Below are 25,407 nucleotides of genomic sequence, written 5' to 3' on the forward strand. Positions count from 1 at the left end.
CTCCCAATGGCCGAGCAGCCAATTGGCCAGCGGGAGGTTGTCCAAAACCTATCGGTGGAAAGCGAGAACTCACGCTGCCCACCGATGCGCTCTACGCCAGAAGAAAAGAAGCCGTCGATGACAGGAAAACTAGAAGGAAAGGTGGCGCTCGTCACCGGGGGACGTGGCGGTATCGGCCGCGCGATCTGCGATAGATTCATCAAGGAAGGGGCGGTCGTTTATGCGGCTGACCTGTCGGACGCCGGCAGCATGACTTCGGTCGCTGATGATGGCGCCAAGTTCATAAAGCTCGACGTCACGTCGGAAGAGAACGCGGTCTCGGTCATGGCTACGGTCATGAACGAGGCAGGCAAGCTCGACGTCCTCGTCAACGCGGCTGGCATCGAGATCGAGAAGACGATCGAGCATACAACGTTGGAGGAGTGGAATCGAAGCTTCGCTGTCAACGTGACCGGAACGTTCCTGGCTTCGAAGCACGCGCTGCCGCTTCTCAGGAATGCCACGAAGGGCGGCGTTACCGCGTCCGTAATCAACTTCGGCAGCTACGACGGTTTCATTGCCGATCCAGGTCTAGCCGCCTACTGCGCGACGAAGGGCGCGGTTCACGCGCTGACACGTGCGATGGCCTGCGATCACGGCCCGGAAGGCATACGCGTCAATGCGATCTGCCCCGGCTACATCGACACACCGATGCTCCAGAGCTTTTTCGCCGGGGCAGGCTCGGGCGGGAAGGGTGGCACGATCGACACCCTCAAGGAAGCCGTCCGCAACGTTCACCCGATCCGGAACTACGGCACGCCGGAAGATATCGCAAACCTGGTGAACTGGCTGGCGAGCGACGAGGCCAGATACGCCAGCGGACAACTGTGGGTGCTCGACGGTGGTCTGTCGGCGCAAGTTCAGCAAATGAGGCTCTAAATATGTCTAAGTCAGTAATCATCACCTGCGCGCCGACGGGCGGTATCCACACCCCGACCATGTCTGAGTACCTGCCGATCACGCCGTCTCAAATCGCTGAGGCGAGTATCGAGGCAGCGGAAGCGGGCGCGGCGATCATACACCTCCACGCGCGCAATCCCGAAAACGGAAAGCCCGATCCAAATCCGGACCTCTTCATGGAGTTCCTGCCGCGCATCAAGCAGGCTTCTAACGCGGTGCTCAACGTTTCCACCGGCGGCGGGCTCGGCATGACTCGCGAAGAACGCCTGCGCGCCGCCACCCGGACGAGCCCGGAAATGGCATCGCTCAACGTCGGTTCGATGAACTTCGGCATTTTCCCGATGATGCAGAAGTACAAGGACTGGAAGCATTCGTGGGAACCCACCTTCCTCGAATCCACCAGGGACTTCATCTTCCGGAACACCTTTGCGGACATCGAATACACGATCAAGGAACTGGGCGAGGGCCACGGCACCAAGTTCGAGTTCGAGTGCTACGATCTCGGTCACCTCTACAATCTCGCCTGGATCATCGATCAGGGTTGGATAAAACCTCCGTTCTTCGTCCAGATGGTTTTCGGCATTCTCGGCGGCGTCGGTCCTGATCTCGACAACCTCGTGCACATGCACACGATCGCCAACAAGCTCTTTGGTGACGACTACGAGTGGTCGGTGCTGGCCGCGGGCAGGCATCAGATTCCGTTTACGACGCAGGCTGCCCTCCTCGGTGGGAACCTGCGGGTCGGCATGGAGGACAGCCTCTACATCGGACCTGGCCAGAAGGCGAAATCCAGCGCCGAACAGGTGCGCAAGATCAGGTCCATCGTCGAGAACCTTGGAAGAACGGTCGCGACGCCGGAAGAGGCGCGTCAGCGACTGGGACTCAAGGGTGGCGATCAGGTGGCGTTCTGACCATGCAAACCAAACTCCTCATAAACGGCGAACTCGTTCGAGGCAGTGGCGAAGCACTGTCGATTGTCGACCCGGCCACGGCCGGGGAGATTGCAAGCGTCCAGGAGGCCAGCCCAGAGCAGGTCGACACGGCCGTCGACGCCGCAGCCAAGGCCTTTGACAAGTTTTCGCGGACGACGCCGAAGGAACGCGCAAACCTCCTGCTGAAGATCGCAGACGTCATCGAGTCCAACAGCACCGAGTTGGCGGAGCTTGAAAGTCTCGACGTCGGCAAGCCCTTGCCATCAGCACACGACGATGAGATGCCGCTGACGATCGACACCTTCCGCTTCTTCGCCGGCGGTGCCCGTACGATGACAGGACCTGCCGCTGGTGAGTACGTCGCCGGACACACTAGCATGATCCGACGCGAAGCCGTCGGTCCGGTGGCGGCGATCACCCCTTGGAACTATCCGTTGATGATGCTGTCGTGGAAACTCGCAGCCGCCGTTGCCGCCGGGTGCACCACCGTCCTCAAACCTTCGGAAATCACGCCTCTTTCGACGCTCAAGCTAGGCGAGCTACTCGCCGACGTCCTCCCGAAGGGCGTCTTCAACATCGTCCATGGTCGTGGGGCGACGATCGGCGACAGGCTAATCAATGCGCCGCAAGTCGAAGCAATCGCCGTTACAGGTTCGCCTGCGACGGGCATGGCGGCGATGAGGGCCGCCTCGCATCAGATCAGGCACGTTCATCTCGAACTCGGAGGCAAAGCACCGGTAATCGTCTTTGACGACGCTGATATCGATGCCGTTGTCCAGGTCATCCGATACGGCAGCTTCTTCAACGCGGGCCAGGACTGCGCCCAGCCATGCAGGTTGTTCGTCCAGGACGGCATTTACGACAAACTGGTGGCAGCGGCCGCGACGGAAGTCTCCGAGATCAAGATTGGACCCCAGAAGGCCGAAGGCACGCAGATGGGGCCGGTCGTCTCCGCCATGCAGTTGGAACGCGTTGAAGGCTTCGTCGAGCGGGCTCGCTCCAGTTGCGACATCGTGACAGGTGGCAAACGAGGCGAGGGGAAGGGCTTCTTCTATCAGCCGACCGTAATCGCAAACGTCGATCACAACGCCGAGGTTGCCTGCTCCGAAATCTTCGGGCCGGTGGTGACGATCTCCCGTTTCTCAGACGCGGAGGAGGCGGTCTCAATCGCTAACGCCGGACGATACGGACTAGCGTCGTCCGTGTGGACTCGGAACGTCGGCCGGGCGATGGATGTGTCCAGCCGTCTTCGATACGGCTTCACCTGGGTCAATACCCACGGCGTGGCGACCCCCGAGATGCCTTGGGCGGCCATGAAAGGATCGGGAACGGGATCGGACATGTCGATCCACGCGCTCGACGCCTATACCTCGGTCCGTCACGTGATGGTGTCCCATGGATAACGATTTCCAGAAGGTTGCGATTGTTACTGGCGGCGGGCGCGGAATTGGCGCGGCCATCGTCCGTCGACTGCGGGAGGACGGTGCCTTGGTGGTCGCGTGCGGGCGCAGCGCGAGACCGGAAGGGTTGGACGATGACGTCGTTTGGGTTCGCGCCGACGTCTCCTGGAGCGGCGATGCAAACAGGGCCGTCGAAACTGCCAGCAAATACGGACCCGTATCCATCCTGGTAAACAATGCCGGGGTGCAGGTCGAAAAGACCGTGCGCGACACGACCGACGAACCTGGTCGAACGTTATCGACATCAACTGCCGGGGCGTCTTCAATATGTCCCGCGCCGTGTTGCCAATAATGGAGAAATCCGGCGGGTCTATCGTAAACCTCGGCTCGATTTCCGGACACGTGGCCGATCCGTCCATGGCGATCTACAACGCCTCGAAAGGCTTCGTTCACAGTCTCACCCGCTCGATCGCCGTCGATCACGGCCCGGCTGTACGCTGCAATGCTGTTTGTCCGGGCTGGATCATGACTGCCATGGCCGAAAGCGGCTTTGCTTTGGCTGAGGACCCCGAGAAAGCGAAAGCGGACGCGATTGCCCGCCATCCCGCTCGCAGGTTTGGAACGCCGTCCGATATCGCAAACACCGTAGCCTGGCTCGTCTCCGATCAGGCGTTATTCGTAACCGGCCAATTGGTCACCATCGACGGTGGACTGACAGCCGCCTCTCCACTCCAACCTGGGTTACTCTGATGACTGAATTCAAAAATACTGCCGTGCTCGGCGCTGGGGTAATTGGTGCCAGCTGGACCGCCTTGTTTCTCGCCTCCGGCCGGGACGTCGCGGTTCACGATATCTCCCCGAACACGGAAAAGAGCGTTCGTGATTACGTCGAGCGCGCGTGGCCAACCCTTGAGCAGATTGGTCTGGTCAAGGGAGGTAGTCCCGACCGAGTTCGCTTCTGCAAATCTGCCGTCGAAGCGGTTGAAGGCGCGACTTTCGTGCAGGAGAACGTTCCGGAGCGGCTCGCTATCAAGCATGCTCTCTACGGTGAAATCGAAAAACATCTCGAGGCCGACGCTGTCGTCGCCACGTCGGCCTCGGGCCTGACGCTTTCCGAAATGCAGGGCGGTTGGCGTGATCCGTCGCGCTTCGTCCTTGGCCATCCGTTCAATCCGCCCCACCTGATTCCGCTCGTCGAGGTCATGGGCAATGAACAGACCGCCGATGGCGTTGTGGAAGCCGCGGAAGGCTTCTACGCAGCGGTCGGCAAGGTGACGATCCGCGTCAACCACGAAGTCCCGGGCCACGTCGCCAATCGACTGCAGGCTGCCGTCTGGCGCGAGGCCATTCATCTCGTCAAAACGGGCGTGGCCTCCGTCGAGGACGTCGACAAGGCTATGTGGGCCGGTCCGGGTCTGCGCTGGGCCGCAATGGGGCCGACGATGCTCTTCCACCTCGGTGCCGGCGAGGGCGGTCTTGCGGCCTTCTGCGAACGCTACACCGATAGCTTCAATCGCTGGTGGGATGACCTTGGCGTGCTGCACCTAGACCCCACGTTGGCGGAGACTCTCGTCTCTGGCGTCAAGCAGGAGGCCAACGGGCAGTCGCCAGCCGATCTCTCCGAGCAGCGCGACGCTCTCATCGCCAGCATCCAGAAGGCAATGGCTCCGCTCCGAGCCAACTAAACATTAGAAGGACGGCAACATGGAAGACGGTCGGGTTGATCAGACCTCCCGGATTGTGGTGATCGGTGCAGGTCAGGCGGGATTTTCCGCATGTGCCAAACTCCGCGCGCTCGGACATATGGGGTCGATCACCTTGATCGGCGACGAAAACCATCCGCCTTACCAAAGGCCGCCGCTCTCGAAGGGGTTCCTCCTCGGCGAAACGACCGAGGAGAGACTCTATTTCAGGCCCCTGAGCTTTTACGAGGAAAAGGGCATCGAGTTGAGGCTGTCATCGACGGTCGAGGCCATAGACAGGTCCACGCAAAAGGTGGCGATGGCGGACGGATCAGAAGTCGCCTACGACCGTCTGCTTCTGGCGACAGGTGCACGCCCGAGGTTGCTGCCTGCCGAGATCGGCGGGGACTTGGGCGACGTCTTCTACGTCCGAAATCTCGCCGACATCAACTCGATGGCGCACTGTTTCCGCGAGGGGCAGCGTGTCCTGATCATCGGCGGCGGCTACATCGGCCTGGAAGCGGCTGCCGTTTCGTCCAAGCTTGGACTCCAGGTCACTCTCATCGAGGCTTCAGACCGCATCCTGCAGCGCGTCGCTAGCCCTGAGACTTCACGGTTCTTCAGAGAGCTGCATGGGTCTCACGATGTCACCGTGCTCGAGGGAACGGGGATCAGGCGCCTTACCGGCGAAGACGGTCATGTTCGGGCGGCCGAACTCTCCGATGGCTCTGTTCTCCGGGTTGACTTCGTCATTGTCGGGATCGGAGTTCATCCCAATGTCGAGCTTGCGCGCGATGCAGGCATCGACGTCGACAATGGCATCGTGGTGGACGCGAACTGCCGGACCTCGGACCCGCACGTCTTCGCGGCGGGGGATTGCGCTTCATTTCCGTGGAGGGCAGGCCGAATCCGCCTGGAAAGCGTAGGCAATGCAATCGATCAGGGAGAAGCAGCAGCCAAGGCGATGCTCGGGGATTCCGCCGGATACCTGGCGAAGCCCTGGTTCTGGTCAGACCAGTTTGACGTCAAACTGCAGATCGCTGGCCTCTCCACGGGATACGACAGGGTGGCGACCCGCCATGGAGCCGGCAATGCAGTCTCCTATTGGTACTACCGCGGTGACGAGCTTCTGGCCGTCGACGCCATGAACGACCCGAGGGTCTACATGGCCGCCAAGCGGATGATCGAAGCGGGCAAGTCACCGGCACCGGTCGTGGTCGCCGATACGACGGTCGATCTCAAGTCATTGCTATAGGGGGACCGTACAATGGTGAAGTTGTCCATATCCACCTTCGACGGAACGCCATTCGAATTAGATGCGGCCACCGGAACGACACTGATGGAGAATGCGGTTCGGAATTCTGTCCCCGGCATAGAGGCGGAATGTGGTGGCGCGTGTGCCTGCGCCACCTGCCATGTCTACGTGGACGAGGAATGGAGAGAGCGGGTCGGGCCGCCCAACAATATCGAAAAGGATATGCTCGATTTCGCACACGACGTTCGCGAGAGCTCGCGCTTGTCGTGTCAAATCAGGCTGTCGGAGGCAATCGACGGACTGAGCGTAAGAATCCCAGAACGACAGTCGTAAGCTCGCGTTGTCGCAGATTAGCGCACGATCAAATGGAATCGAACGTAATGACCCCAGCGGCTATGTATCTTTGGGAGGGTTCCGTCCTTCCCGAGTGGCTCGACTACAACGGGCACATGACGGAGCACAGATACCTTCACATCTTCAGCGATAGCTCGGATGCCCTTTATGCGAAGCTCGGGGTGGTCTTCGAAAAAGCTGCCGAAGGGTCTTATTATACAATGGAGACTCATCTGAGGCATTTGGCAGAGACACATGTCGGAGGCAGTCTCTGGACCGAGACCGAAATTCTCGGATACGATGAAAAGCGCCTACATCTATTTCGTCGCCTCTTTGAATCCGGAGGGAAACTGCTAGCGACAGCGGAGCATCTGGCATTGCATGTCGCCCATTCCAAAAGCTGTGCGGCAAGCGGTGACATGCTCACTAAAGTGGCATCCATTTTCGCTAATCAGAACGAACTGCCAGTAGCGGAACGGGTAGGCAGTGTCCTTCGCCAGCCTTTGCGACATACAAGACTGCGATGATTTATCCGCACCCCTTTAGCGAGCTTCAATGAAACAGAGTGGGCCCACAGCCACCGAACCGGCTATCATTGCTTGCGGACCTTTTTCCTGGATTGACCACGGAGGAATGTCGGTGGGGTCCCCTTACCAAAAGCCCGTTTCCGCGCAACCCGCAAGCAGCGTGAAGGCTCACTTCGACAGCGTCGCTCGCAACTCGCGCGGCGACTGGCCGAAGGTCTTGGCGAACATCCTGGAGAAATGCCCAGCGCTTTCGAAGCCGACGTCGAGGGCGATTTCAATGAGTGAAGCATCGGTCTGGGTGAGAAGGCGCTTGGCGCGTTCCAGCCGGAATTTTCTGTAGACGTGCGCCGGCGACATCTTCGCCTTTTCCATGAACAGGCGCTCGAGCTGACGCCGTGACAGGCCGACGGAGGCCGCTAGTTCAGGGATCGAGATCGTGTTCTCGGTATTCTGCTCCATGATGATAAGGGCAGCGTTCAGGCGGGGGTCGTTGCTCTCGATCGCGAGCGGTTTTCTTGGCTGGACATGAAGATGCGAACGGGCCCTGTCGATCTGCAGGACCTCGAGCGCATTGCGTTCCGCCTCCCTGCTGATATGGAGGCGAACGATATGGGCTGCCATGTCGGCCGCACTGCTGCCGCCGGCGCAGGACCCACGGGTGCGGTCGAGGTTGAAGAGGCGATCCGAGCGCACCTTCAGATCCGGGAAGCGCTCGCGGAATGCCTGATAGTGGAGCCAGCTGACACAGACGACGTGCCCCGCCATGAGCCCCGCCTCCGCCAGGATGAAGGTCCCGGTGCACAGGCCGATCAAAGGCACTTTCTTGGCGGCTGCCTTTTTCAGGAAGGCGACCGTCTCATCATCGATCGGGTGCTCGTTCTTGAGAAGGCCGCCGACTATGACGATGTAGTCGAACTGCCCGGGATCGACGAGGCCGGACGTTGGCGCCACCTGAACCCCGCAGCTGGATGCGATCAGGTGGCGTGTGTTGCCGAGGACCTGCCAATCGGCACGCACGCGGCCCGATTTATCGAGCTCGTCGCTTGCCAGCCTAAGCGTATCGATGAAGAGGGCGAAGGCCGAGAGTGTGAATGAACGTGCGAGCACGAAGCCGATCTTGAGGCGGACCGTCGCGGCAGGGGTTATGGGTTTCAGGTTCGTCGTCATCGAGGAGTTTCCTAACTAGCGAACTGGTTGGCTCGCGCGCCACTTGCCGAGGTCGAAACGTATGAAATCGTGGCTCAGGTCTTAGGTCTTGCGATGCTCGATCAGTCATGATCCGAGGCCCGAAGCCGACCGGCTATTTTATCTGAAATCCGTGTGCCAGGGGATCTCGATCATCCACGAAGATGGTGTTGTGACCGATGATCCGGGCCCACCCACCCACGCTTGGCCTGATGCCCCTGAAGTCACCGACGTTCTGTTCGGCCTCGACGCGCCCTTCGAAAACCGTGCCGATCAGGCTTTCCTGGCGGAACGTCTCGCCGATTTTCAGACGCCCCTTTGCGTGGAGCTGAGCCATCCGTGCGGATGTCCCGGTACCGCCCGGCGACCGGTCGATCGCCTTGTCGCCATAGAACACGGCGCCGCGGCCATCGGCCTCTTTGGAAGTCGGTCCGTCGCACCACAGCGCGTGACGCACGCCGCTTATCCGATCGTCCTCCGGGTGGATCGGGTCGCAGACAGGTGCAAGGGCGTCGCGAAGACTTCGGCTGACCTCCACGATATCGCTTGCCGACATACCGTCAAGTCCAGGCCAGTTCTTCTGCGGTTCGACGACGGCATAGTAGTTGCCGCCGTAGGATACGTCGACGACAAGCGGACCGAGGCCTGGAACATCTACGCTGACGTCGGCTTCATGCAGATAGCTCGCGACGTTGAACATGCGGACGGATTCGACGAACTCACCGGGTTTTGAGTAATCCACGTCGACCCTGCCAGCGGGCGTCTCGATCGACACCTTCCCCGGCGTGCGCGGTGTCACAAGGCCCTCTTCGAGCGCTGCGGTAACAAGCCCCATCGTGCCCGCTCCACACATCGGCAGGCAGCCGCTTACCTCGATGAAAATGACCGCGAAATCACAATCTTCTCGGTACGCGGGGTAGATGATCGCGCCAGACATGATGTCGTGCCCACGTGGTTCGAACATCAACGACTGGCGAACCCAGTCATGGTCGCGAACGAAGATTTCGCGACGCTCGGCGATCGGTAGATGGGGGAGCAATGGGGCACCGGCCGCCACGAGCCGAACGGGGTTTCCGCAGGTGTGAGAATCGATGCAGAAGAAGCTGCGGCGCATGGTCTGATATCCCTAGTGTGTCGCCCTTGTCGGACCGCGGCCGCGGCCCTGCAGGGCACCCTTGGACAAACGGTCGAGGAGGATTGCGATGGCGACGATTGCCAGTCCGGCCCGAAGACCGAGCCCCATTTCCATGCGCGTCAGCCCTCGTGTGACTTCGGCACCCAGTCCGCCGGCGCCGACCAGACCGGCGAGCACCACCATCGCGAGCGAGAGCAGAATGCACTGGTTGAGGCCGACAAGAAGCGTGGGCGTGGCAGACGGAATTTCGATCTTGAGGAGAATCGCGCGGGGTGGTGCGCCCGTCGCCTGGCCAAGTTCCAGAAGATCCTTCGGGACCTGGTTGAAGGCGAGCGTCGTCAGACGCAGCATGGGCGGTATGCCGTAGACGATCGTTGCGATAATTGCTGGAACGCGGCCCAGGCTGAAAATCATCACGGCCGGGATCAGATAGACCCATGGCGGTACGGTTTGCATGATGTCGAGCACGGGCCGAAGGCCGGCCTCGAGGCTCTTGTAGCGCGATGCCAAAATCCCGAGGGGGAATGCGACCGACACGGAAATGAAGACGGCGACGGTCACGAGCGCGAGCGTCTGCATCGACGCGGTCCAGAGGCCCGCGAGGAAGCAAAATGCAAGGCCGACTGCCGCGATCACGGCAACCTTGAAATTGATGAAGAATGCGGCCAGCAGCACCGCCACCAGGATCACCACATAGGGCGACGGGTACAGCAAGACGGCTTCGATGCCGCCCAGTACCGCCTCGATCAGCTTGGTGACCGCGTCAAAGAACGGGTGGAAGTTCGCGTTCAGCCAATCCACCGCCGGGGCGAGATAGGCACCCGGCGAAAAACGAATGAGGTCGGCATTCATCTTGCACCTGCCTTTGCGCGATGGGCAGCACTTTGTGTCAATCTGTCGAGCACCATGGTGAGGATGACGATCGCGATTGCCGCATTGATGGAAGTTGCGATGTCGAGCGTGCGAACCGCACCGTAGATCGTCTCGCCGAGCCCGCCGGAACCGACGATGCCGGCGATGACAACCATCCCGAACGCCATCATCAAGCTTTGGTTTATTCCGGCCATCACGCTCGGGATCGCGAAGGGAAGCCTGATCTTGGTGAACATCTGCCACGGCGTCAGGCCGCTCGCCTGCCCCAGTTCGATAAACTCTCGCGGCGTCATCCGAATGCCGAGCGACGTCAGGCGGATGGCCGGCGGCATCGCGACGATGAAGGTGGCGATGAGCGCGGTCGCAGGCCCATAACCGAGCAGCGCAATTGCCGGGAGAAGGTAGATGTAGGGTGGCAGTGTTTGGATGAGATCAAGCACGGGCTCGAGAGCACGATCGAAGGATCTGACAAAACCGGCGAGGATCCCGATCGGAATGCCGACGACGAGTGCAAGGATCGTTGCCGTTGCGACCAGGGCCAACGTGCTCATCGTTTCGGCCCAAAGACCCATGGCTGTGCAGAAGGTCAGTGCGACGCCTGTCAGTAGCCCGGCTGCAAGATTGATGAGCCGCCATCCGAGCAAGGCAGCAAGAGCAGCAACGACATAGAACGGTGAGATCTGGAGTGCCCAGAGGATGCCGTCGTAAGTCCCCTCCAGCACCATCCTGATGAAGTCGAACAACCACTCGCCGTTGTCGCTGATCCAGCCAAGCGCGTCGTCCGTAAAGGTGTCGAAATTATCCGTAATGACCGAGGTGTCCATTGCATTACCTCCAACTAGGCTGCGACGAGCTCTCTGGCGGGGGTCCCGGCCACGCCGCAGAGCAATCCGCGGGTCGTCACGATACCGACCATGGCACCATTCTCGACAACTGCAACGGCGTCGCGGTTCGAGCGCATGGTGAGATCTATGAGTTCCCCGATGTCGGCTTCCGGCGAGGTCTTCAGAAGCGCCTCGACGTCGCAGTGGGGCTGCAGGGTCTGGAACTCCGCAACCGGGAGCATCACTGAATGTGCCTTGACGAGATGGATTCTCGAAATGCCGGCGACAAATTCGGAGACGTAATCATCGGCCGGCTGTGTCACGATTTCTTCCGCGGTCCCCACCTGCACGATCACGCCATCCTTCATGATCGCAATCCGATCACCGATCCGAATGGCCTCTTCGAGGTCGTGGGTAATGAAGACAGACGACTTACCAAGTGATTTCGTCAGCTGCCGGAACTCATCCTGCAACTGCCTGCGGATGAGCGGGTCGAGCGCGCTGAACGGTTCGTCCATCAGGATAATTTCCGGGTCTGCAGCCAGCGCCCGGGCAAGGCCCACGCGTTGCTGCATGCCGCCCGAAAGTCGGAAGGGTAGCGCGCCATCCAGTCGGCGAGTCCCACTTTTTCTAGGGCGGCGCGGGCAATCTTGTACCTCTCGTCCCGAGGCACTCCACGGACCTCTAGTCCGAATGCGGCGTTTTCGAGCACGGTCCTTCCCGGAAGAAGGGCTACGCTCTGAAATACCATACCGATGTTCCGGGCGCGCATGTCGCGTAGCTCTGCGGCGTTCAGCTTGGCAATGTCCTTGCCCTTGATCGTGATCTGACCAAGGCTCGGTTCGATCAGCCGATTGAGCAAGCGCACGAGGGTCGACTTGCCGCTACCGGAAAGCCCCATGATACAGAAGATCTCGCCGCGACGGACCTGAAGATTGGCGTTGGCAACGCCAACAACGCAGTCGAATTCTTCCAGGATTTGCTTCTTCGATAGCCCACGCTCTTCGACGGCCCTTATCGCAGCCGGGGCACGTGCGCCGAATATTTTCCAGACGTTCTGGCAGTCCACCAGCACTTCGTTCGCATTGTTGATCGTGTTCATCTCGTTCCCCGCAATTCAGCCCGTAGCTGTTTGCTTATGGTCGATTGCGGGCGGCACCATCCCGAGCCGCCCGCGTATTCACGCTCATTCGCTCTTGATATTGCCCCAGCGCTTCAGCAGGTCGGCGTGGTTATCGGTCCAGTCCTTGACCGCCTCATCCATAGACTTGCCGTCGCTGACAGCGCCGTTTATCGCAGTGATGTCGGCAAGCGGCACGTAAACGCTGGCAACAACCTCACGAGCGTGCGGGTAGTCAGCGGAGAAACCCTTCTGACCGATCCAGTAGTAGCTCTGCGGCGGCGGGAATATGCCCTTTGGATCCTTCAGGAATTTCAAGGGGTACTTCTGCATCATCCAGGACGGCTCCCAGATAGTGACGGCCACCCATTCGTTGCGGTCGATGGCGGACTTGAGTGCAGCGGTCATTGCGGCTGTGCTGCCTTCGACAAGCTGCAGCTTGAGGTCGTAGTCCTTCACGACGGTGGCGGCGTCACGCATCAAACCTGAACCAGGCTCGATGCCGACAATCTTGCCGCCGAACTTGTCGGCGTTTTCGTTGAGTTGTTCGACGGAGTCGATGGTGACGTATTGCGGCACTGCAATGGCCTGATAGAGGCCGTGCGAAACAGGCGAAATCTTCTCGAGGCGCTTCTTGTTCTTATCCCAGTAGTCCTGTGCGACATAATCTGTCTGCGAGGCGAGGAGCTGAACGTCGCCCTTGGTGAGAGCAGCGTAGGCGATGCCCCACTCGGAAAAGGGCACGACCTTGACGCTGTATCCGGCGTCCTCGAGCACCTTCTTGGTGATTCCGGTGATGGGGGTGAGGTCCTCCCAAGACATGGTGCCCAGTGTGATGGTTTTTTCTTCGGCTCGCGCGGACACCATGGTCATTCCGACCATCGCAGCAGCACAGAGCGCTTTCCACAAAGTCTTCATTATTGTTCTCCTAGTTTTCGTTCCCATTCTCTTTGAAGACCGGCGGTCGCCTCAGCCCTCACATTGCGCGGCGAAGGGTCAGCCCTCGCGGCCTGCGCGCAATTCCTGCAGGCGGATCACCGAGTTGATGCCGAGCCACGCAAATGGCTCAGGGGGCAGGCGGGTTGGCCCTGGGTGATCCATATATTCTTCGAGTTCCCTGGAGATGGTCCCGGTCGCCAATTCGGCGGCCATCATCCCGGCCAGCGTGCTCTTCACGGTGCCAAGACCATTCTCGCAGCAGGCGGAAAAGAGCCCCTCTTCAACTTCGCCGAAGGCGGGCACGTGGTTGAGGCTGAGGCAAAGACGGCCCGCCCAGCTGTGCTCGAACGCTATCCCCTTGAGGCCAGGGAACCTCGCATCCAGTGAGTTCCGGTGTGCCTCAGCCATTTTCGACAGGCGGCGTTCCGACAAAGTGACCGTCGTGTCGTACGTGTATTTGGTCCGGATCGCGATCCGCGATTGTCCGCCGGACGTGATCTTGCGTACGGTGGCACCCATCGCATCGGCCGGAAGCAGGGCCCAGCGATCGCGGCCCGAAACCTTGTGCCCAAAGTCATCGGTCGGGAAGGGTGCGGTCATCGAGGCATAGGCGAAGATGTGCATCAGGCGCCTGCCGAAATGGCCAAAGTCTTCGATATGGCCATTGACGCCGAGAATGACCTTTGGGGCGCTAACCCTGCCGCGCGCGGTCGATGCCGTCCAGGATCCGTTTTCGCGCCGCAGTGACATCACCGGAGACCGCTCGAAGAGATCGATCCTTTGTGACAGCCCGGCGGCGAACTGGCGCATATAGTCGGCCGGCTGGATCAGGACCGCCCCGGGGGTGTAAAGCCCGCCAAGATAATAGCTAGACCCCGTGATCTCGCGCATTTCGGCGGCGTCGAGCAAGGAGTGTTTCTCGCCAGCGCTCTTCAGAGACTGGCCGAAACTCGCGTTGAGCTTCATGCCGCGCGCGGTCGCGGCGGCATTGATCTTGCCCGCTGGATCGAACGTCTCGCGAGACATGCCGTAGTCTTCAGCCGCGCGGGTGGCGAATGCGATGGCCGATCGGTTCTGGGCCATCTCCAGGCGGGTCGCATCAGCGGTGCCGCTTGAATACTCGCTGGAGGTGAGGTTGTGCGGCACGTCGATCATGTAGCCGGAGTTCCGCCCCGACGTGCCCTTGCCAACCTCACTTGCTTCGAGAACGACGATCTTGTCGTCAGGCCTAAGCTCGAGCAGACGGCGCGCCGACGAAAGTCCGGCGAACCCGGCGCCGATGATGAGCCAGTCCGCCGTCACGTTGCCGTCGAGGCACCGGACCGGAAACGAACGTCGACTGATCGCCTCCCAACCCGAGATGCCATTTTCGACCGGCAAGCGTTTGACGGACCGCGTGTTCATCGGATCGTCTCATCGACGGAGCGTTCCGAAACGTCGATCCAGATCGTCTTCAGTTCGCAATAGTTGTCGTGGGCGAAGATCGACTTGTCACGGCCGCCAAAGCCTGACTCCTTGTACCCGCCGAAGGGCGTCGTTGCGTCTCCTTCGCCGAAGCAATTGACGGTGACGAGGCCCGCGCGGATGTCGCGGGAGAGCCGGATCGCGTTTCGAAGGCTTCCCGTGTAAATCGATGCCGTCAGGCCGTAATTGGTGTCATTGGCGAGCGCTACCGCTTCGGCGAGGTTCTCGAAAGTCGTGACCGAAAGGATCGGCCCGAAGATCTCCTCCTGGAACAGCCGGCTCGCCGGCGTTACCCCGTCTACAACAGTCGGTTCGATGAAGGCGCCCTCATATGTCCCGCCACCGTGCGCGAGCGCGAGTTTCTCCGACTTCACGTCGTCGAGGAACGACCGCACCTTCTCGAAGTGGCTCTTGCTGACGAGCGCGCCGATGCGATTCTCCGGGTCAAGCGGATCCCCCGTCTTCCACTCGCGCATATAGGCGCCGATCCGCTGCAGCAGTTCGTCCTTGATGCTCGACTGGACGATCAGGCGGGAGGTCGCCGAGCAATTTTCGCCCATGTTCCAGAAGGCGCCGTTGACCACCTGTTCGGCGACGAGATCGAGGTCTTCCGCATCCCCCAGCACGACCGCGGGGTTCTTGCCGCCGCACTCGAGCACAACCTTCTTCAGGTTGGAGTCGGCCGCATAGCGCAGGAACCGCCGGCCGGTCGGGGTGGAGCCGGTGAAGGCGACCATGTCGACATCCATGTGCAGGCCGATCGGCTCGCCGACATCCTTGCCGCTGCCCGTTACAACGTTGAAGACGCCCGGCGGGATCCCCGCCTCATGGGCAAGCTCGGCGACACGAAGGGTGGTCAGTGTCGTTTCCTGCGCGGGCTTCACGACGACCGAACATCCGGACGCGAGCGCCGGGCCGATCTTCCAGGCCAGCATCAGAAGCGGGAAGTTCCAGGGTAGGACGCAGCCGACGACGCCGATGGGCTCGCGCACGACCATGGCCAAGGCATTCGCGCCGACATTGTTGGTGTTGTCGTAAAGCTTGTCGATCAGTTCGGCATGCCAGCGGATCGTGTGGATCGTGTCGGGCACGTCGACCGTCTGGCACTCACGCACCGGCTTGCCGCTGTCGATGCTTTCCATGACGGCGAGTTCGTGGCGATTGTCTTCGATGAGTTTTGCGAGCTTGACCAGCACGGCCTTGCGGTCGCCGGGCGATTGCAGGCGCCAACGACCGTCTTCGAAGGCCTGCCTTGCCTTGGCGACGGCAAAGTCGACGTCGCTTGCGTCGCAGGCCGCGATCTCGGCCAGAGCCTCGCCCGTAGCCGGGTTGGTCGTCGTAAAGGTCTTGCCGGAATTGGCCGGGCGGAAGGCCCCGTCGATGAAGGCGTTGGTAGGCAGGTCGAGCCCGACGGCGATGGCCTTGTATTCAGCGGCGGTCAGAGGTTCATGCATTGTTGGCTCCCGACGTGATCTGGGCGACCGTTCGCTTCAACGTGGAGACGACAGTCTGGAGGGTTCGCTTCTCTTCGGAGTTGAGCGGGCGGAGCGGGGCTCGGACGGAGCCTGTCTTCAAGCCGATCAGTTCGCATCCGTGCTTGATCGACTGCACGAACTTGCCGCATTCGAGGAAGTCCATCAGCGGCAGCATCGCCGTCATGATCGCGCGGCCCTTGTCGAAGTTCCTTTCGACGACGCAGGCCTCATAGAGCGCCACATGCTCCCTCGGCAGGAAGTTCGAGCCGGCGCAGACCCAGCTCTTTGCTCCCCAGGCAAAGAACTCGAGCGCCTGATCGTCCCAACCGCAGGAAAGCGAGATGTGCGGGAATTTCCGGGCCAGCAGGTGCAGATTGGCCATGTCGCCCGAGCTCTCCTTGATGGCGACAACGTTCCTGGACTTGCCGACGCGGGAGAAATATTCGTCTCCCATCATCACGCCCATTCGAGCGGGGTAGTTGTAGAGCATGATCGGCAGGTTCGCGGCCCGGTCGACAGTCAGCGCATGAACGGCGTTCTCGCGCTCCGTCGGCAAGGCATAAGGCGGTGACGACACGAGGATGGCGTCCGCACGGATCTCCTTGGCCGCCTTGGCGAATTCCACCGAGTCTTCGGTTCTGGTCGCACCCGTTCCGACGACGAGCGGCAGACGTGAGCCGATGACATCTTTGGCGAGCGCGGCCAGGTCGAAGCGTTCCTGAGCGCTCTGGGCGTAATATTCACCCGTCGATCCGCCGACGATGATGCCGTGGACCTTGGCCTCGATCAGCGTTTCCAGCACGGCCGCGAAGCCCTTGCGGTCGATCTGTCCGTCTTGCCCGAGTGGGGTGACCGCCGGCGTGTATATACCTTCGAACTTCAAGATGACTTCTCCATCGATTGGGCGGGAACCTCAACGAGCGCGTCCGCCTTCATCCCCTCCGGCGCGATGAACATTTCCATGTTTTCGCGCGACAGTTCCCAGTGCTCGAACACCAGATCGACGACGGTGTCTTCGTCATGCGAGGCTATTGCCGCGATGAAGCCATCGTGATGATCGACCGCGACCTGCAGGCGCTGGCGCATGTCATCGGTCTTCGGGCGGAAGAAGGTGTGGCCGATACGAGCGTGATCGATCAGCAGGCGTCCGAGGCTCGGCTGCAGATAAGCATTGCCGGACATTTCCCCGATGATCTCGTGGAAGCGATTGTTCTCGAGAACCATTGAAAGAGCGTCGCCGGTGAGACTTGCCGAGCGAAAGCGCTCCTGCGTGTCCTTGAGGTCGCCCAACTGCTTTTGCTTGAAGTTCTGGACGGCCAGGCGACCGATCGCGGCATAGACCATCGGAGCCACCAAAAAGAAGTGCCGGAGCGTTTGATGATTCATCGGGCTGACGCGTGCGCCGCGATTGGCGCGGATGTCGATGTAGCCCTCGCCTTCGAGCCGACGAAAGATCTCGCGAACCGGCGTGCGGGAGAGGCCGTACAGTTCGCCCAGGCTTACCTCGTCGAGATCCTGATCGGGATCGAGTTCCATCGTCAGAATCTGGCGTTTGAGATCCTCGTAGAGGCCGCTCTTTCCCTTCTTCACCGAACCCTCCTTCGTGAAATTTCGTGTCGGCGGATGCGTTGATCGCCGTTTGACAAATGGAAGGTCTCACAGCGCCTCGACGGAGTCAATGAAATTGTATAATCTGCGTATACAGAGATTATGGCAGTATTATACAATTTGCGGCGAGCGAATGGCTACCGGTTGGGACGAGCCGATCCGGCGCGGTCTCACAAAAAGGAAAAAGGGATGCGCGAAAACTAACTGTCGCCGGCTATCTCCGCGATCACCTCGAATACTTCGAGAGGGAGCTTGACGCGCACTGTTGATCGCGACGGTCTGCTGGCTCCGGGGATAGACCCCGAACTCTTGAAGTCGTTCGCCTTGAGCGCTGGCTCAATCGGTTGATCCGCGGCGCCGCCAGGCACTATTGCGATACCGAGCCGGCGTCAGACGATCGCGCCCTCGACGTGAAGTCTCCCGCATCCAGGGGACATCCTAACCGAAGTGCATCATGCCGGTTTAGAGGGTAGGGGGTCAGCCTCCTTCTTGCAAATGTGCCCCGAACACTTCGGCCGGCGTCCTGTAGTCGAGGCACTTTCTCGGCTGGTCGTTGAGATGGCGAGCAAGCTGGATGAGGTTGCGTTGCGATACGGTGGCAAGGTCCGTATCGCCTGGCATGAACCGGCGAATGCGCTTGTTCACGTTTTCGACCGCACCTTTCTGCCAGGGCGCACTGGGGTCGCAGAACCAGCTGCACGCGCCTCCATCAACATCATTCGAATTCCGAGAGCGGAAACTCCAAAGGTATCGAAGCCCGTCATCCATCCAGTCTTGAAGGCTTTCACTTTGACATCACCAGAGGAATGTCCTGTCCGGTATGCACCGACAGTTCCGTCGGCGGGGCACGACTATGAAGGAGCGAATGCAGATTCCAGTAGGTCGGGGCCAGGATCGCCAAAGCAGCAATGAAGCCAATGGGTGCGCCGAAGATCGCTCGCCGGAATGAGGGAGCAATCTGCATTTCGCGGGCGGGGTCAATGGCCGCAATCACCAGCATCATTGTAATCAGGCCGTGACCAACAAAATCCAGCCGCCCGAATGCAACGACGGCTGCATTGAAGATCACAAGCAACGCAATGGCGGAAAGCCGCCGCACAATCGGGGTCCAGATCAGTCCAAGACCGAGGACGAACTCGACGACGCCTGCCATCGGAAGAAACACATTCTCCGGCATCCCGAAGGTCAGGAACGGCTTCTCCTGTGCCAGCGGGTCGAACCATTCAGGATAGGCGAATTTTTCGAGGCTGGAGCGCATCAGGGTAATCGCGATCGCCCAGCGCAGAATGGCGAAGCGCTGTTCTCGCCACGAAGATCCCTCAAGCGAAAACAGTATGAGATAACCAGCAAGGCCAAGGCAGAGCACCAGGTAGTCGAGCAGATGAAAAAGCTGATACTCATTCAGCGCCGCTCCCCAGAGCGCGAGTATCCCAATCGCGGAACACCACATTGTTCTGCGCGAGAAGAGACCCGCCGCGATCAACAACTGCGCCCAGGAAACCCATTCCAAGCCAGTTCTCAGGTCAGGCGTGAGATAGACGCCGCCAATGACGAAGATTGCGATGAAGAAAGCTGCCGTCGCTGCGCGAACAAAATCATCAGCTCGGCTCCACAACGGGGCGGTCAGTCGCTCCATCGTCGTGAGCACCTTATCGCCTGCGGCAGTGCGCTCGAAGGCGACGGTCATGACGAATAGCGGGACCGCAATGGCGACGGCAAGCCAGAACCACTGGCTTGCCAAGGTCTCCGCGAATGGCCGTGCGGGCGATGCAATGTCAAACGGCGCGAACCATTTGACATGAGCCGCGGCAGCCGTCGGCCACAGCATAGGAGTGGCGGCGCCAACCGTAGCCGCTGCGACCGCTTGCCGAAGTCGCCTTGAGAAAAATTCTCCCCGGCTTATTCCACCATACGTAACACGCATCACAACACCCTCTGCAGTTGCAGCAGTGACCGGTCGGTGCTTCCAAGACAAACGCCCGACTTGATTTACCCAACACGGTATCTACGCCCTCGGCGTCCTTTTAGACGCACGTAGGGCCGCTGCCGCCCTTGAACCGCGGCATTGTCACGCCCAATCGGTTCCGTCGGGTCCTAGCCGCAGGGGTCTCGCCATGGAAAAAGGATCGCCAGAAACCGGCGTAATGGGAACGGCGGAAGGTCCAACAAGTTTTGCGACTTTCGTCGCCATCGGCCTCTCTGCCGCTTCGCCGGATGGATCAGCCAGCGCATATCCATGCCGCAGGTCGTAGAGCTTGAGGATGCGTGTGCGGATCTCGAACTCCCGGAGGAGGAAGGTGTCCTGTGATGCGTGTTCTGTCTACTTTCTCCGGCATCAGTGCGGCGTCCGTCGTATGGAAACCTCTGGGATACGAGTTCGCGGCATACTGCGAGCCGTCCGCGTTCCAGTGCCACGTGCTCAATCAGCGTCTCGACGCATCGGCTCCGAAATACCTGCCTACTGGCAAAGACTTCCACCCAAGGCAGTACGCTTCGATCACGGAAGGCTCCGTGATCAATTACCGCGATGTCACACAGATCACCGACGACGATCTCCGCGCGCTAGGACCAATCGACGTTCTCGAGGGCGGCAACCCTTGCCAGGCTTTCTCGATCTCGGGCCTGCGCAGAGGCCTTAATGATGACCGCGGCAACCTAGCGCTGGCGCGGCTGGCTCTGCGCATGAGGGGATAAACGGCCTGCGCTTTGTAATTTAAGAGAACGTGAAGGGAGTTTGTCGGATGGAACGAACGGATTTGGATGTTTGCTGGCAGCCCTCGCCGGAGCCGGGGCTTTGAGCACGACTGCGAAGCGTGGGATCCTTCGCCGACCAGCAAAGCGCGGTAAGAAGCTTCCGAAAGCGGTACTGTCGGCTCAGGAGACGTGATTTGGCCGCCCGTCTTTGGAACTCTGAACGCGAGCGGTGCTGGAATGTCTCGCCCGGCCGGGTAAGGCAACCAGATGGATTTCGTTATCGTGACGAGCGACGGAACCGTTCGCCGTCCAACGCCGCTGGAGTGTGAGAGCGCGCAGGGCTTCCCGGATAACTGGACAGTTGTCGTTGTCGGCGGTCGCCGTGCGTTGGATATCGTGCGGTATCGAGGCGTCGGCAACAGCATGAGCGTCCCGGTTATGGAATACATCGGCTACCATCGGCGCCGCCGAATTCGCGCAGCAGGATAGGATCGGAGCATGACCCGCCGTTTGAGCAGGACCGACGCCAAGCGCGCAGCTCAAAGCGACACGGTCCGGTAGCGGCCGCCCGGCCGTAGGTGGCAGCGAAGCTAGCGGGTCCAGCATCCGGAACAGCACGGGTGTGTCTTGACCGACTAGGTGCCTGCGACGCCGCCGAGATCGGAGCAAAACATGGCATCGCGTGGATGCCGCCGACGTGGTCAAGGCGAGCGAGAATGCGGACAGGGGTGTTTCCCTTCCATGATGGAGACCATCAAAGTGCGGAAGAAACATTTTACGGTTAAACTGGCGCTGGTCGGTTCTCGTGAACAGCACCGGCTTGGTGAAGTCGACAACGAGCAGGTCTACGAATGCGCGTACGAGCGGACCCGGAGAATTTGGGGCCGGCTCCTGCAGAACGATCAGACAGGTGAGGTTGGGACGCGCACCAGCTAAATAGGCTCGTTGGTGACGTCGTGCAACAGGCGACCGTCTCGGAGGAAGACGACGACGTTCTCGAAGCGCTCGGCGCTGGAGCGGCCGGCTATGTCCTGAAGGGCCGGCATTGGAGCTGGTCGCGGTCGCCGAGGGGCGTTCTTATATGTCACCCAACCTCGGCATGCGGCTATTCGGCGTTATCCGCAGCAGAACGCAGGAGCACAAGGTCGCGAAGCTGATCGGGCGATCGCCGAGGAAATGGGCGTTCAGGTCAAGACCATCAAGTTTCATGTCAGCCGGCTGCTGACGAAGCTCGGAACGAAAAACCGCGTCGAGGCTGCACTGATGGCGCAACGGCATTTAAACGCTTCAAGCAATCAGTGACATGGTCTGCAAGCAACACAGCCTGAGCTGTTGCGTCGTTGAGAGTGGTGACGCCGTCTTGGTGAGCACTCCCCCCAAAAAAGCCTTCACAGTAGGGAGCGTTCTACGTCCCTTGAATAGCCGCAACCGCCCGGCCAAGGCATTCGCCTCGAATGGCAGCCACCCGAAAGGATTTTGGCAGTTGCTTAATGTGAGGCAAAGCTTGTGGGCGATACTGGGGGGCGCAGGTTCGCTTCCGTTCAAGGCGATATATCGGTCTGGCTCCGGCGCGCTTTTGCTTAAAGTGCAGGGTCCTCTTCCGCCACCGGAACACGTACTTAGATCATGCCAAGATCTGCGTAGCTGTCATGCAGCACCCGGTCGCCGGCGCTGAAACGCGCGCTGGCGAAATTGTGCTGGTGCCAGTAGGGATAGATACAGGGCAGGCGGCTGACCTTGTTCAGCGTGCCAAGTTCGTCCTCGGTAAGCGTGAGGTCCACGGCTGCGATGTTGTCGCGGAAGTGTTCTTTGCTGAGGCCGCCGACGACGAGGCTCGATATGGCGGGGCGTGACAGCGTCCAGGCTAGTGAGACCTGCGCCACCGTGACACCGCGGTTCCTGGCGATCGCCTCCAGCGCTTCGACGATCGTCCACAGGCGTTCCTGATCGCGGATCGGCGGTTCGCTCCAGCCGGCAGTCTGACGGGAGTCGGCCGGCTGCCTGCCACGGCCGAAGGCGCCAGAGAGAAGACCGGCGGCTAGCGGACTCCAGACCATCACGCCGAGGCCCTGATCGACCGAAATCGGCAGCAGCTCGTATTCCGCCTCGCGTGCTTCCAGCGTGTAGTGGATCTGCTGGGTCACGAAGCGCGGCAGGTTTTTCGCCTCCGCCACGCCCAGCGCCTTCATGATATGCCATCCGGAATAGTTCGAGCAGCCGATATAGCGGATCTTGCCCTGCTGGCGCAGCGTGTCGAGCGCCGAGAGCATCTCCTCGACCGGAGTCACGCCGTCCCATTCGTGCATGAAGTAGATGTCGATATGGTCGGTCTTCAGGCGCTTGAGGCTCAGTTCGCACTCGCGGATCAGATGGTAGCGCGAGGTCCCCTCGTCGTTCGGCCCGTCGCCGATGCGCATGCGCGCCTTCGATGAGATCAGCACCCTATTGCGCTTTTCGCCGAGCGCCTCGCCGAGAATTTCCTCCGAGCGGCCGAGCGAATACATGTTGGCGGTGTCGAAGAGATTGACGCCGCCGTCGATGCAGCAGTCGATGAGACGCCGGGCCTCGGGAACCCCCTGGTTCGCTACCCGGGAAAATGCGCCGACCCCGCCGAAGGAGAAGGTGCCCATTGCAATGGCCGAAACCTTGAGCCCCGTGCGGCCAAGTGTCCTGTATTCCATAATCGCTTCTCCTTCGGACTATTCCGCCGACTGCCGCGCCGCCCGCGCGGGACGGCTGTACGTCGCCTTCGGTGCGCCGTGCTCATGGCTGGCACGTAGCACGAGGTCCGCGCCGACGAGGATTTTAACCGGCGGCTGCGGTTCGGCGGCGGCGATGAGGTCGTCGAGAACGGTGACGGCGAGGTAGCCAATCTTGCGCTTCGAGACATCGATCGTCGTCAGGCCGGGTTCCATGGTGCCGCTCTGCGGAAGGTTGTCGAAGCCGATGATCGAGACGTCCTGCGGTATGGCGATGCCGTGCTCCTTGAGCGCCCGGATGAAGCCGTAGGCGATGATGTCGTTCGTGCAGAAATAACATTCGGCGAGGTCGAGGCCGGTCGCGAGCAGCGTGCGCGTATCGAGATAGGCCCCGTCATAGGTCGATTCCACCGAAAGGATATCGGCCTCGTTCACCGGCAAGCCGAGGCGCGCCATGTTCTTGAAGAACGCCTCGCGGCGCAGGCGGAAGTTGGTCGTATCGACATGGGAGGCGACGAAGCCGATGCGCTGGAAACCCTGCATGCGGAAGCGGGACAGCACCTTGTAGACGGCGTCCTCGTTGTTCATGTCGACGAAATTGGCGTCGAGCACATCGTAGAACGTGTCAATGAAGACCGTCGGCAGGCCGAGGCCCTGGATCAACCTGATATCAGCTTCCGTCAACTCCGTGCCGAGGGCAATGACGCCGGAAATCGGCGCGCCGGCTAACGATTCCGCCACAGTGCTGATCGGCTGGCCCTCGAAGCTCACCACTTCCAGCGTGTAGTTGCGCCGCGTCGCCTCAGCAGACATGCCGTCGATATAGTCGGAGATGAAGACGCTGTGATCCCGGTTCACGGTGTGGCCGTGCTTGGCGATCTTCAGGAAGCGCAGTGTTTCGCCGGGTTCCGTGCTGCTTTTCGTGGCGCGCGGCACATAGTTCAGGCTTGCCACCGCCTCTAGCACGCGCGCACGCGTCACTCCGGAAATTTCCCCCTTGCCGTTCAACACGAGCGAAACCGTCGCGGCCGATACGCCCGCCGCCTCCGCGATGTCCCTGATGGTCAGTTTTCCCGGTTTCTTCATGTGGAGGTTAGGGCCTCTTTATGCTGCGACTGCTAACAAGTTTACTAAACGATTTAGGTAGCCTTTGCGACGCCTAGGGCAATTTTTCGCCTTTCGCAACCGATATGTCGCGAAAATTGGGCTTGTCAGCGCAAATTTCCTTTGTTAGCGTTTTAGTGAAAATGCAGTTTGTTTAGTAAACGGTTGGGAGGGGATTATGCAAAAAACCGGCGGGCAGCTGGCGATGCTGGTTGTCATAAACGGCCTTTTGCTCGTGGCGGGCGCCCTGATCTCCGGCGGCACGTTCCTCTCGGTTTTCAATCTCCAGTCCATGGCGAGCCAGGTGCCGGAAATCGGCCTTCTGGCCATTGGCGTCATGCTGGCAATGTGCGCCGGCAATGGCGGCATCGACCTGTCGGGCATCGCACTTGCCAACCTCTCGGGCGTACTCTCCGCCGTCATCGTCTCGTCCTTTCTGTCGGCGACGGAGAGTGGTGCGGCCTTCAGTCTCGCCTTCATCGCCGGCGCGCTCCTCGTCGGCTTTGCCGGCGGCGTCATCAACGGCCTCCTCATTTCGCGGCTGAACATCACGCCGATTCTCTGCACGCTCGGCACGCAGATGGCCTTCATGGGCCTTGCGGTGGTGGTCTCCAGCGGCAAGGCGGTGACGGTCGGCAGTCCGGCGCTGCTGTCCAGCATTGGCAACGACATGATCGCCGCCGTCCCGATCAGCTTCTTCGTCTTCGTGCTGGTCGCCGGCGTGGTTGCCGCGCTGCTGAAGTTCACGCCGTATGGCCTGTGGCTCATGCTGATGGGCACCAATCCCAAGGCAGCGGTCTATGCGGGCTTCCCCAAGAACGGCGTGATCATCGCCACCTATGCGATCTCAGGCACGCTGTCGGCCCTTGTTGGCGTCATCATCGCGGCGCGCAACGTCAACGTGAAGTTCGACTACGGCAGCTCCTACCTGCTCATCGCCATCCTCATCGCGGTGATGGCCGGCGTGAAGCCGGAAGGCGGCTACGGGCGTGTCATCTGTGTCGTGCTGAGCGCCATCGCCCTGCAGCTCATGTCGAGCCTGCTCAATTTCAGCGGCCTTTCCAACTTCGTGCGCGATTTCGCCTGGGGCCTGCTGTTGCTGACGTTCCTGGCCGTCGGACGCTACGACATCGCTGGCTTCCTGTCTCCGGGCCGCCGCTCGCAAACCCCTTCGGTGCCTGTCCCTCAAGCGCCGAAGTGAAAACAGGAGGGAAAATTC

At 60.6% G+C, this 25,407-nt stretch carries 26 protein-coding genes and 2 pseudogenes; 13 read left to right on the forward strand and 15 right to left on the reverse strand.

Annotated elements, in window-relative coordinates; all coding sequences use genetic code 11:
* The first annotated feature begins 6 nt into the window (after positions 1-6).
* From BC363_RS16550 to BC363_RS16585, 8 genes and pseudogenes are all read left to right on the forward strand, one after another.
* Positions 7-918, forward strand: coding sequence for an SDR family oxidoreductase (locus BC363_RS16550; protein ID WP_244519890.1), 912 nt, complete (start codon positions 7-9; stop codon positions 916-918).
* A gap of 2 nt (positions 919-920) precedes the next feature.
* Positions 921-1,850: a 3-keto-5-aminohexanoate cleavage protein gene (locus tag BC363_RS16555; protein WP_065784677.1), complete on the forward strand. Its 930-nt coding sequence runs from the start codon at positions 921-923 to the stop codon at positions 1,848-1,850.
* A 2-nt stretch (positions 1,851-1,852) separates the two neighbouring features.
* Positions 1,853-3,274, forward strand: coding sequence for an aminobutyraldehyde dehydrogenase (locus BC363_RS16560; protein ID WP_065784678.1), 1,422 nt, complete (start codon positions 1,853-1,855; stop codon positions 3,272-3,274).
* Positions 3,267-4,021: pseudogene (locus BC363_RS36360) on the forward strand (SDR family oxidoreductase). The gene BC363_RS16560 and the pseudogene BC363_RS36360 overlap by 8 nt, the downstream one beginning before the upstream one ends.
* The gene (locus BC363_RS16570) at positions 4,021-4,956 is read left to right on the forward strand and encodes a 3-hydroxyacyl-CoA dehydrogenase NAD-binding domain-containing protein (RefSeq protein ID WP_065784679.1); all 936 of its coding nucleotides are present in this window, start codon (positions 4,021-4,023) and stop codon (positions 4,954-4,956) included. Before BC363_RS36360 ends, BC363_RS16570 begins: the two are co-directional and overlap by 1 nt.
* 19 nt (positions 4,957-4,975) lie before the next feature.
* Positions 4,976-6,208, forward strand: a complete 1,233-nt coding sequence (locus tag BC363_RS16575; protein ID WP_065784680.1) for an FAD-dependent oxidoreductase — start codon at positions 4,976-4,978, stop codon at positions 6,206-6,208.
* A gap of 12 nt (positions 6,209-6,220) precedes the next feature.
* A complete protein-coding gene (locus BC363_RS16580) occupies positions 6,221-6,541 on the forward strand; it encodes a 2Fe-2S iron-sulfur cluster-binding protein (RefSeq protein WP_065784681.1) in 321 nt (106 codons plus the stop codon).
* A gap of 62 nt (positions 6,542-6,603) precedes the next feature.
* The gene (locus tag BC363_RS16585; RefSeq protein ID WP_280137949.1) at positions 6,604-7,068 is read left to right on the forward strand and encodes a thioesterase family protein; all 465 of its coding nucleotides are present in this window, start codon (positions 6,604-6,606) and stop codon (positions 7,066-7,068) included.
* Between the two features lie 168 nt (positions 7,069-7,236).
* Here the strand turns inward: BC363_RS16585 and BC363_RS16590 are convergent, their stop codons facing one another.
* The 13 genes and pseudogenes from BC363_RS16590 to BC363_RS16645 all read right to left on the reverse strand — a co-directional run bounded on the left by BC363_RS16590 (position 7,237) and on the right by BC363_RS16645 (position 19,519).
* Positions 7,237-8,235: a GlxA family transcriptional regulator gene (locus tag BC363_RS16590; protein WP_065784683.1), complete on the reverse strand. Its 999-nt coding sequence runs from the start codon at positions 8,233-8,235 to the stop codon at positions 7,237-7,239.
* A 133-nt stretch (positions 8,236-8,368) separates the two neighbouring features.
* Positions 8,369-9,367 (reverse strand): 4-hydroxyproline epimerase, encoded by a 999-nt coding sequence (locus tag BC363_RS16595; RefSeq protein WP_065784684.1) that lies wholly within the window; start codon positions 9,365-9,367, stop codon positions 8,369-8,371.
* 12 nt (positions 9,368-9,379) lie between these two features.
* Complete coding sequence (locus BC363_RS16600; protein WP_065784685.1) at positions 9,380-10,240, reverse strand: ABC transporter permease subunit; 861 nt, start codon at positions 10,238-10,240, stop codon at positions 9,380-9,382.
* Positions 10,237-11,085: a proline/glycine betaine ABC transporter permease gene (locus tag BC363_RS16605; protein WP_065784686.1), complete on the reverse strand. Its 849-nt coding sequence runs from the start codon at positions 11,083-11,085 to the stop codon at positions 10,237-10,239. The genes BC363_RS16600 and BC363_RS16605 overlap by 4 nt, the downstream gene beginning before the upstream one ends.
* Positions 11,086-11,099: 14 nt before the next feature.
* On the reverse strand, positions 11,100-11,603 hold the full coding sequence (locus BC363_RS36365) for a CBS domain-containing protein (RefSeq protein WP_348272175.1): 504 nt from the start codon (positions 11,601-11,603) through the stop codon (positions 11,100-11,102).
* Positions 11,603-12,187 (reverse strand): ATP-binding cassette domain-containing protein, encoded by a 585-nt coding sequence (locus BC363_RS36370; protein ID WP_348272176.1) that lies wholly within the window; start codon positions 12,185-12,187, stop codon positions 11,603-11,605. Before BC363_RS36370 ends, BC363_RS36365 begins: the two co-directional genes overlap by 1 nt.
* An 84-nt stretch (positions 12,188-12,271) precedes the next feature.
* The gene (locus BC363_RS16615) at positions 12,272-13,123 is read right to left on the reverse strand and encodes a glycine betaine ABC transporter substrate-binding protein (protein ID WP_065784687.1); all 852 of its coding nucleotides are present in this window, start codon (positions 13,121-13,123) and stop codon (positions 12,272-12,274) included.
* A gap of 78 nt (positions 13,124-13,201) precedes the next feature.
* Positions 13,202-14,548 (reverse strand): FAD-binding oxidoreductase, encoded by a 1,347-nt coding sequence (locus BC363_RS16620; RefSeq protein ID WP_065784688.1) that lies wholly within the window; start codon positions 14,546-14,548, stop codon positions 13,202-13,204.
* On the reverse strand, positions 14,545-16,062 hold the full coding sequence (locus BC363_RS16625; protein ID WP_065784689.1) for an aldehyde dehydrogenase: 1,518 nt from the start codon (positions 16,060-16,062) through the stop codon (positions 14,545-14,547). The genes BC363_RS16620 and BC363_RS16625 overlap by 4 nt, the downstream gene beginning before the upstream one ends.
* Complete coding sequence (locus BC363_RS16630) at positions 16,055-16,966, reverse strand: dihydrodipicolinate synthase family protein (protein WP_065784690.1); 912 nt, start codon at positions 16,964-16,966, stop codon at positions 16,055-16,057. Before BC363_RS16630 ends, BC363_RS16625 begins: the two co-directional genes overlap by 8 nt.
* A complete protein-coding gene (locus BC363_RS16635; protein WP_065784691.1) occupies positions 16,963-17,673 on the reverse strand; it encodes a GntR family transcriptional regulator in 711 nt (236 codons plus the stop codon). Before BC363_RS16635 ends, BC363_RS16630 begins: the two co-directional genes overlap by 4 nt.
* A gap of 495 nt (positions 17,674-18,168) precedes the next feature.
* Positions 18,169-18,396: pseudogene (locus BC363_RS16640) on the reverse strand (IS30 family transposase); the annotation flags it as partial.
* Positions 18,397-18,475: 79 nt separating this feature from the next.
* On the reverse strand, positions 18,476-19,519 hold the full coding sequence (locus BC363_RS16645) for a DoxX family membrane protein (RefSeq protein WP_244519891.1): 1,044 nt from the start codon (positions 19,517-19,519) through the stop codon (positions 18,476-18,478).
* A 479-nt stretch (positions 19,520-19,998) separates the two neighbouring features.
* Here BC363_RS16645 and BC363_RS16650 point away from each other — a divergent pair, with 479 nt between their 5' ends.
* The 4 genes from BC363_RS16650 to BC363_RS33535 all read left to right on the forward strand — a co-directional run bounded on the left by BC363_RS16650 (position 19,999) and on the right by BC363_RS33535 (position 21,687).
* A complete protein-coding gene (locus tag BC363_RS16650; RefSeq protein WP_065784693.1) occupies positions 19,999-20,385 on the forward strand; it encodes a DNA cytosine methyltransferase in 387 nt (128 codons plus the stop codon).
* Positions 20,386-20,652: 267 nt separating this feature from the next.
* Positions 20,653-20,874 carry a DNA cytosine methyltransferase gene (locus BC363_RS34455; RefSeq protein WP_141690348.1) on the forward strand — a complete coding sequence of 74 codons (222 nt, stop codon included), beginning with the start codon at positions 20,653-20,655 and terminating at the stop codon, positions 20,872-20,874.
* 252 nt (positions 20,875-21,126) lie between these two features.
* Complete coding sequence (locus BC363_RS16655) at positions 21,127-21,321, forward strand: hypothetical protein (protein WP_065784694.1); 195 nt, start codon at positions 21,127-21,129, stop codon at positions 21,319-21,321.
* 240 nt (positions 21,322-21,561) lie between these two features.
* On the forward strand, positions 21,562-21,687 hold the full coding sequence (locus tag BC363_RS33535; RefSeq protein ID WP_083222787.1) for a LuxR C-terminal-related transcriptional regulator: 126 nt from the start codon (positions 21,562-21,564) through the stop codon (positions 21,685-21,687).
* 317 nt (positions 21,688-22,004) lie between these two features.
* On the opposite strand, the gene BC363_RS16660 is transcribed toward BC363_RS33535, so the two are convergent.
* Together BC363_RS16660 and BC363_RS16665 are read right to left on the reverse strand one after the other, a co-directional pair.
* Entirely contained in the window at positions 22,005-23,066 is a 1,062-nt protein-coding gene (locus BC363_RS16660) for an aldo/keto reductase (protein WP_065793311.1), read from the reverse strand.
* 18 nt (positions 23,067-23,084) lie between these two features.
* The gene (locus BC363_RS16665; RefSeq protein ID WP_065784696.1) at positions 23,085-24,170 is read right to left on the reverse strand and encodes a LacI family DNA-binding transcriptional regulator; all 1,086 of its coding nucleotides are present in this window, start codon (positions 24,168-24,170) and stop codon (positions 23,085-23,087) included.
* A gap of 196 nt (positions 24,171-24,366) precedes the next feature.
* Here BC363_RS16665 and BC363_RS16670 point away from each other — a divergent pair, with 196 nt between their 5' ends.
* Entirely contained in the window at positions 24,367-25,389 is a 1,023-nt protein-coding gene (locus BC363_RS16670; protein WP_065784697.1) for an ABC transporter permease, read from the forward strand.
* The last annotated feature ends 18 nt before the right edge of the window (positions 25,390-25,407 follow it).

This window comes from Ensifer sp. LC384, from assembly GCF_001695865.1.
In the GTDB taxonomy this organism is placed as follows: Bacteria; Pseudomonadota; Alphaproteobacteria; order Rhizobiales; family Rhizobiaceae; genus Ensifer.

Bases quoted from the DNA above. Each gene is read 5' to 3' on its own strand.
- BC363_RS16575 (WP_065784680.1), top strand. From the start codon at position 4,976: ATGGAAGACGGTCGGGTTGATCAGACCTCCCGGATTGTGGTGATCGGT.
- BC363_RS16560 (WP_065784678.1), top strand. From the start codon at position 1,853: ATGCAAACCAAACTCCTCATAAACGGCGAACTCGTTCGAGGCAGTGGC.
- BC363_RS16585 (WP_280137949.1), top strand. From the start codon at position 6,604: ATGTATCTTTGGGAGGGTTCCGTCCTTCCCGAGTGGCTCGACTACAAC.
- BC363_RS16670 (WP_065784697.1), top strand. From the start codon at position 24,367: ATGCAAAAAACCGGCGGGCAGCTGGCGATGCTGGTTGTCATAAACGGC.
- BC363_RS16555 (WP_065784677.1), top strand. From the start codon at position 921: ATGTCTAAGTCAGTAATCATCACCTGCGCGCCGACGGGCGGTATCCAC.
- BC363_RS36370 (WP_348272176.1), bottom strand. From the start codon at position 12,187: ATGAACACGATCAACAATGCGAACGAAGTGCTGGTGGACTGCCAGAAC.
- BC363_RS16660 (WP_065793311.1), bottom strand. From the start codon at position 23,066: ATGGAATACAGGACACTTGGCCGCACGGGGCTCAAGGTTTCGGCCATT.
- BC363_RS16570 (WP_065784679.1), top strand. From the start codon at position 4,021: ATGACTGAATTCAAAAATACTGCCGTGCTCGGCGCTGGGGTAATTGGT.
- BC363_RS16655 (WP_065784694.1), top strand. From the start codon at position 21,127: ATGATGGAGACCATCAAAGTGCGGAAGAAACATTTTACGGTTAAACTG.
- BC363_RS16645 (WP_244519891.1), bottom strand. From the start codon at position 19,519: ATGCTGTGGCCGACGGCTGCCGCGGCTCATGTCAAATGGTTCGCGCCG.
- BC363_RS16665 (WP_065784696.1), bottom strand. From the start codon at position 24,170: ATGAAGAAACCGGGAAAACTGACCATCAGGGACATCGCGGAGGCGGCG.
- BC363_RS16615 (WP_065784687.1), bottom strand. From the start codon at position 13,123: ATGAAGACTTTGTGGAAAGCGCTCTGTGCTGCTGCGATGGTCGGAATG.
- BC363_RS16595 (WP_065784684.1), bottom strand. From the start codon at position 9,367: ATGCGCCGCAGCTTCTTCTGCATCGATTCTCACACCTGCGGAAACCCC.
- BC363_RS16550 (WP_244519890.1), top strand. From the start codon at position 7: ATGGCCGAGCAGCCAATTGGCCAGCGGGAGGTTGTCCAAAACCTATCG.
- BC363_RS16620 (WP_065784688.1), bottom strand. From the start codon at position 14,548: ATGAACACGCGGTCCGTCAAACGCTTGCCGGTCGAAAATGGCATCTCG.
- BC363_RS16590 (WP_065784683.1), bottom strand. From the start codon at position 8,235: ATGACGACGAACCTGAAACCCATAACCCCTGCCGCGACGGTCCGCCTC.
- BC363_RS33535 (WP_083222787.1), top strand. From the start codon at position 21,562: ATGGGCGTTCAGGTCAAGACCATCAAGTTTCATGTCAGCCGGCTGCTG.
- BC363_RS16625 (WP_065784689.1), bottom strand. From the start codon at position 16,062: ATGCATGAACCTCTGACCGCCGCTGAATACAAGGCCATCGCCGTCGGG.
- BC363_RS16605 (WP_065784686.1), bottom strand. From the start codon at position 11,085: ATGGACACCTCGGTCATTACGGATAATTTCGACACCTTTACGGACGAC.
- BC363_RS16650 (WP_065784693.1), top strand. From the start codon at position 19,999: ATGCGTGTTCTGTCTACTTTCTCCGGCATCAGTGCGGCGTCCGTCGTA.
- BC363_RS36365 (WP_348272175.1), bottom strand. From the start codon at position 11,603: ATGGACGAACCGTTCAGCGCGCTCGACCCGCTCATCCGCAGGCAGTTG.
- BC363_RS34455 (WP_141690348.1), top strand. From the start codon at position 20,653: ATGGATTTCGTTATCGTGACGAGCGACGGAACCGTTCGCCGTCCAACG.
- BC363_RS16600 (WP_065784685.1), bottom strand. From the start codon at position 10,240: ATGAATGCCGACCTCATTCGTTTTTCGCCGGGTGCCTATCTCGCCCCG.
- BC363_RS16580 (WP_065784681.1), top strand. From the start codon at position 6,221: ATGGTGAAGTTGTCCATATCCACCTTCGACGGAACGCCATTCGAATTA.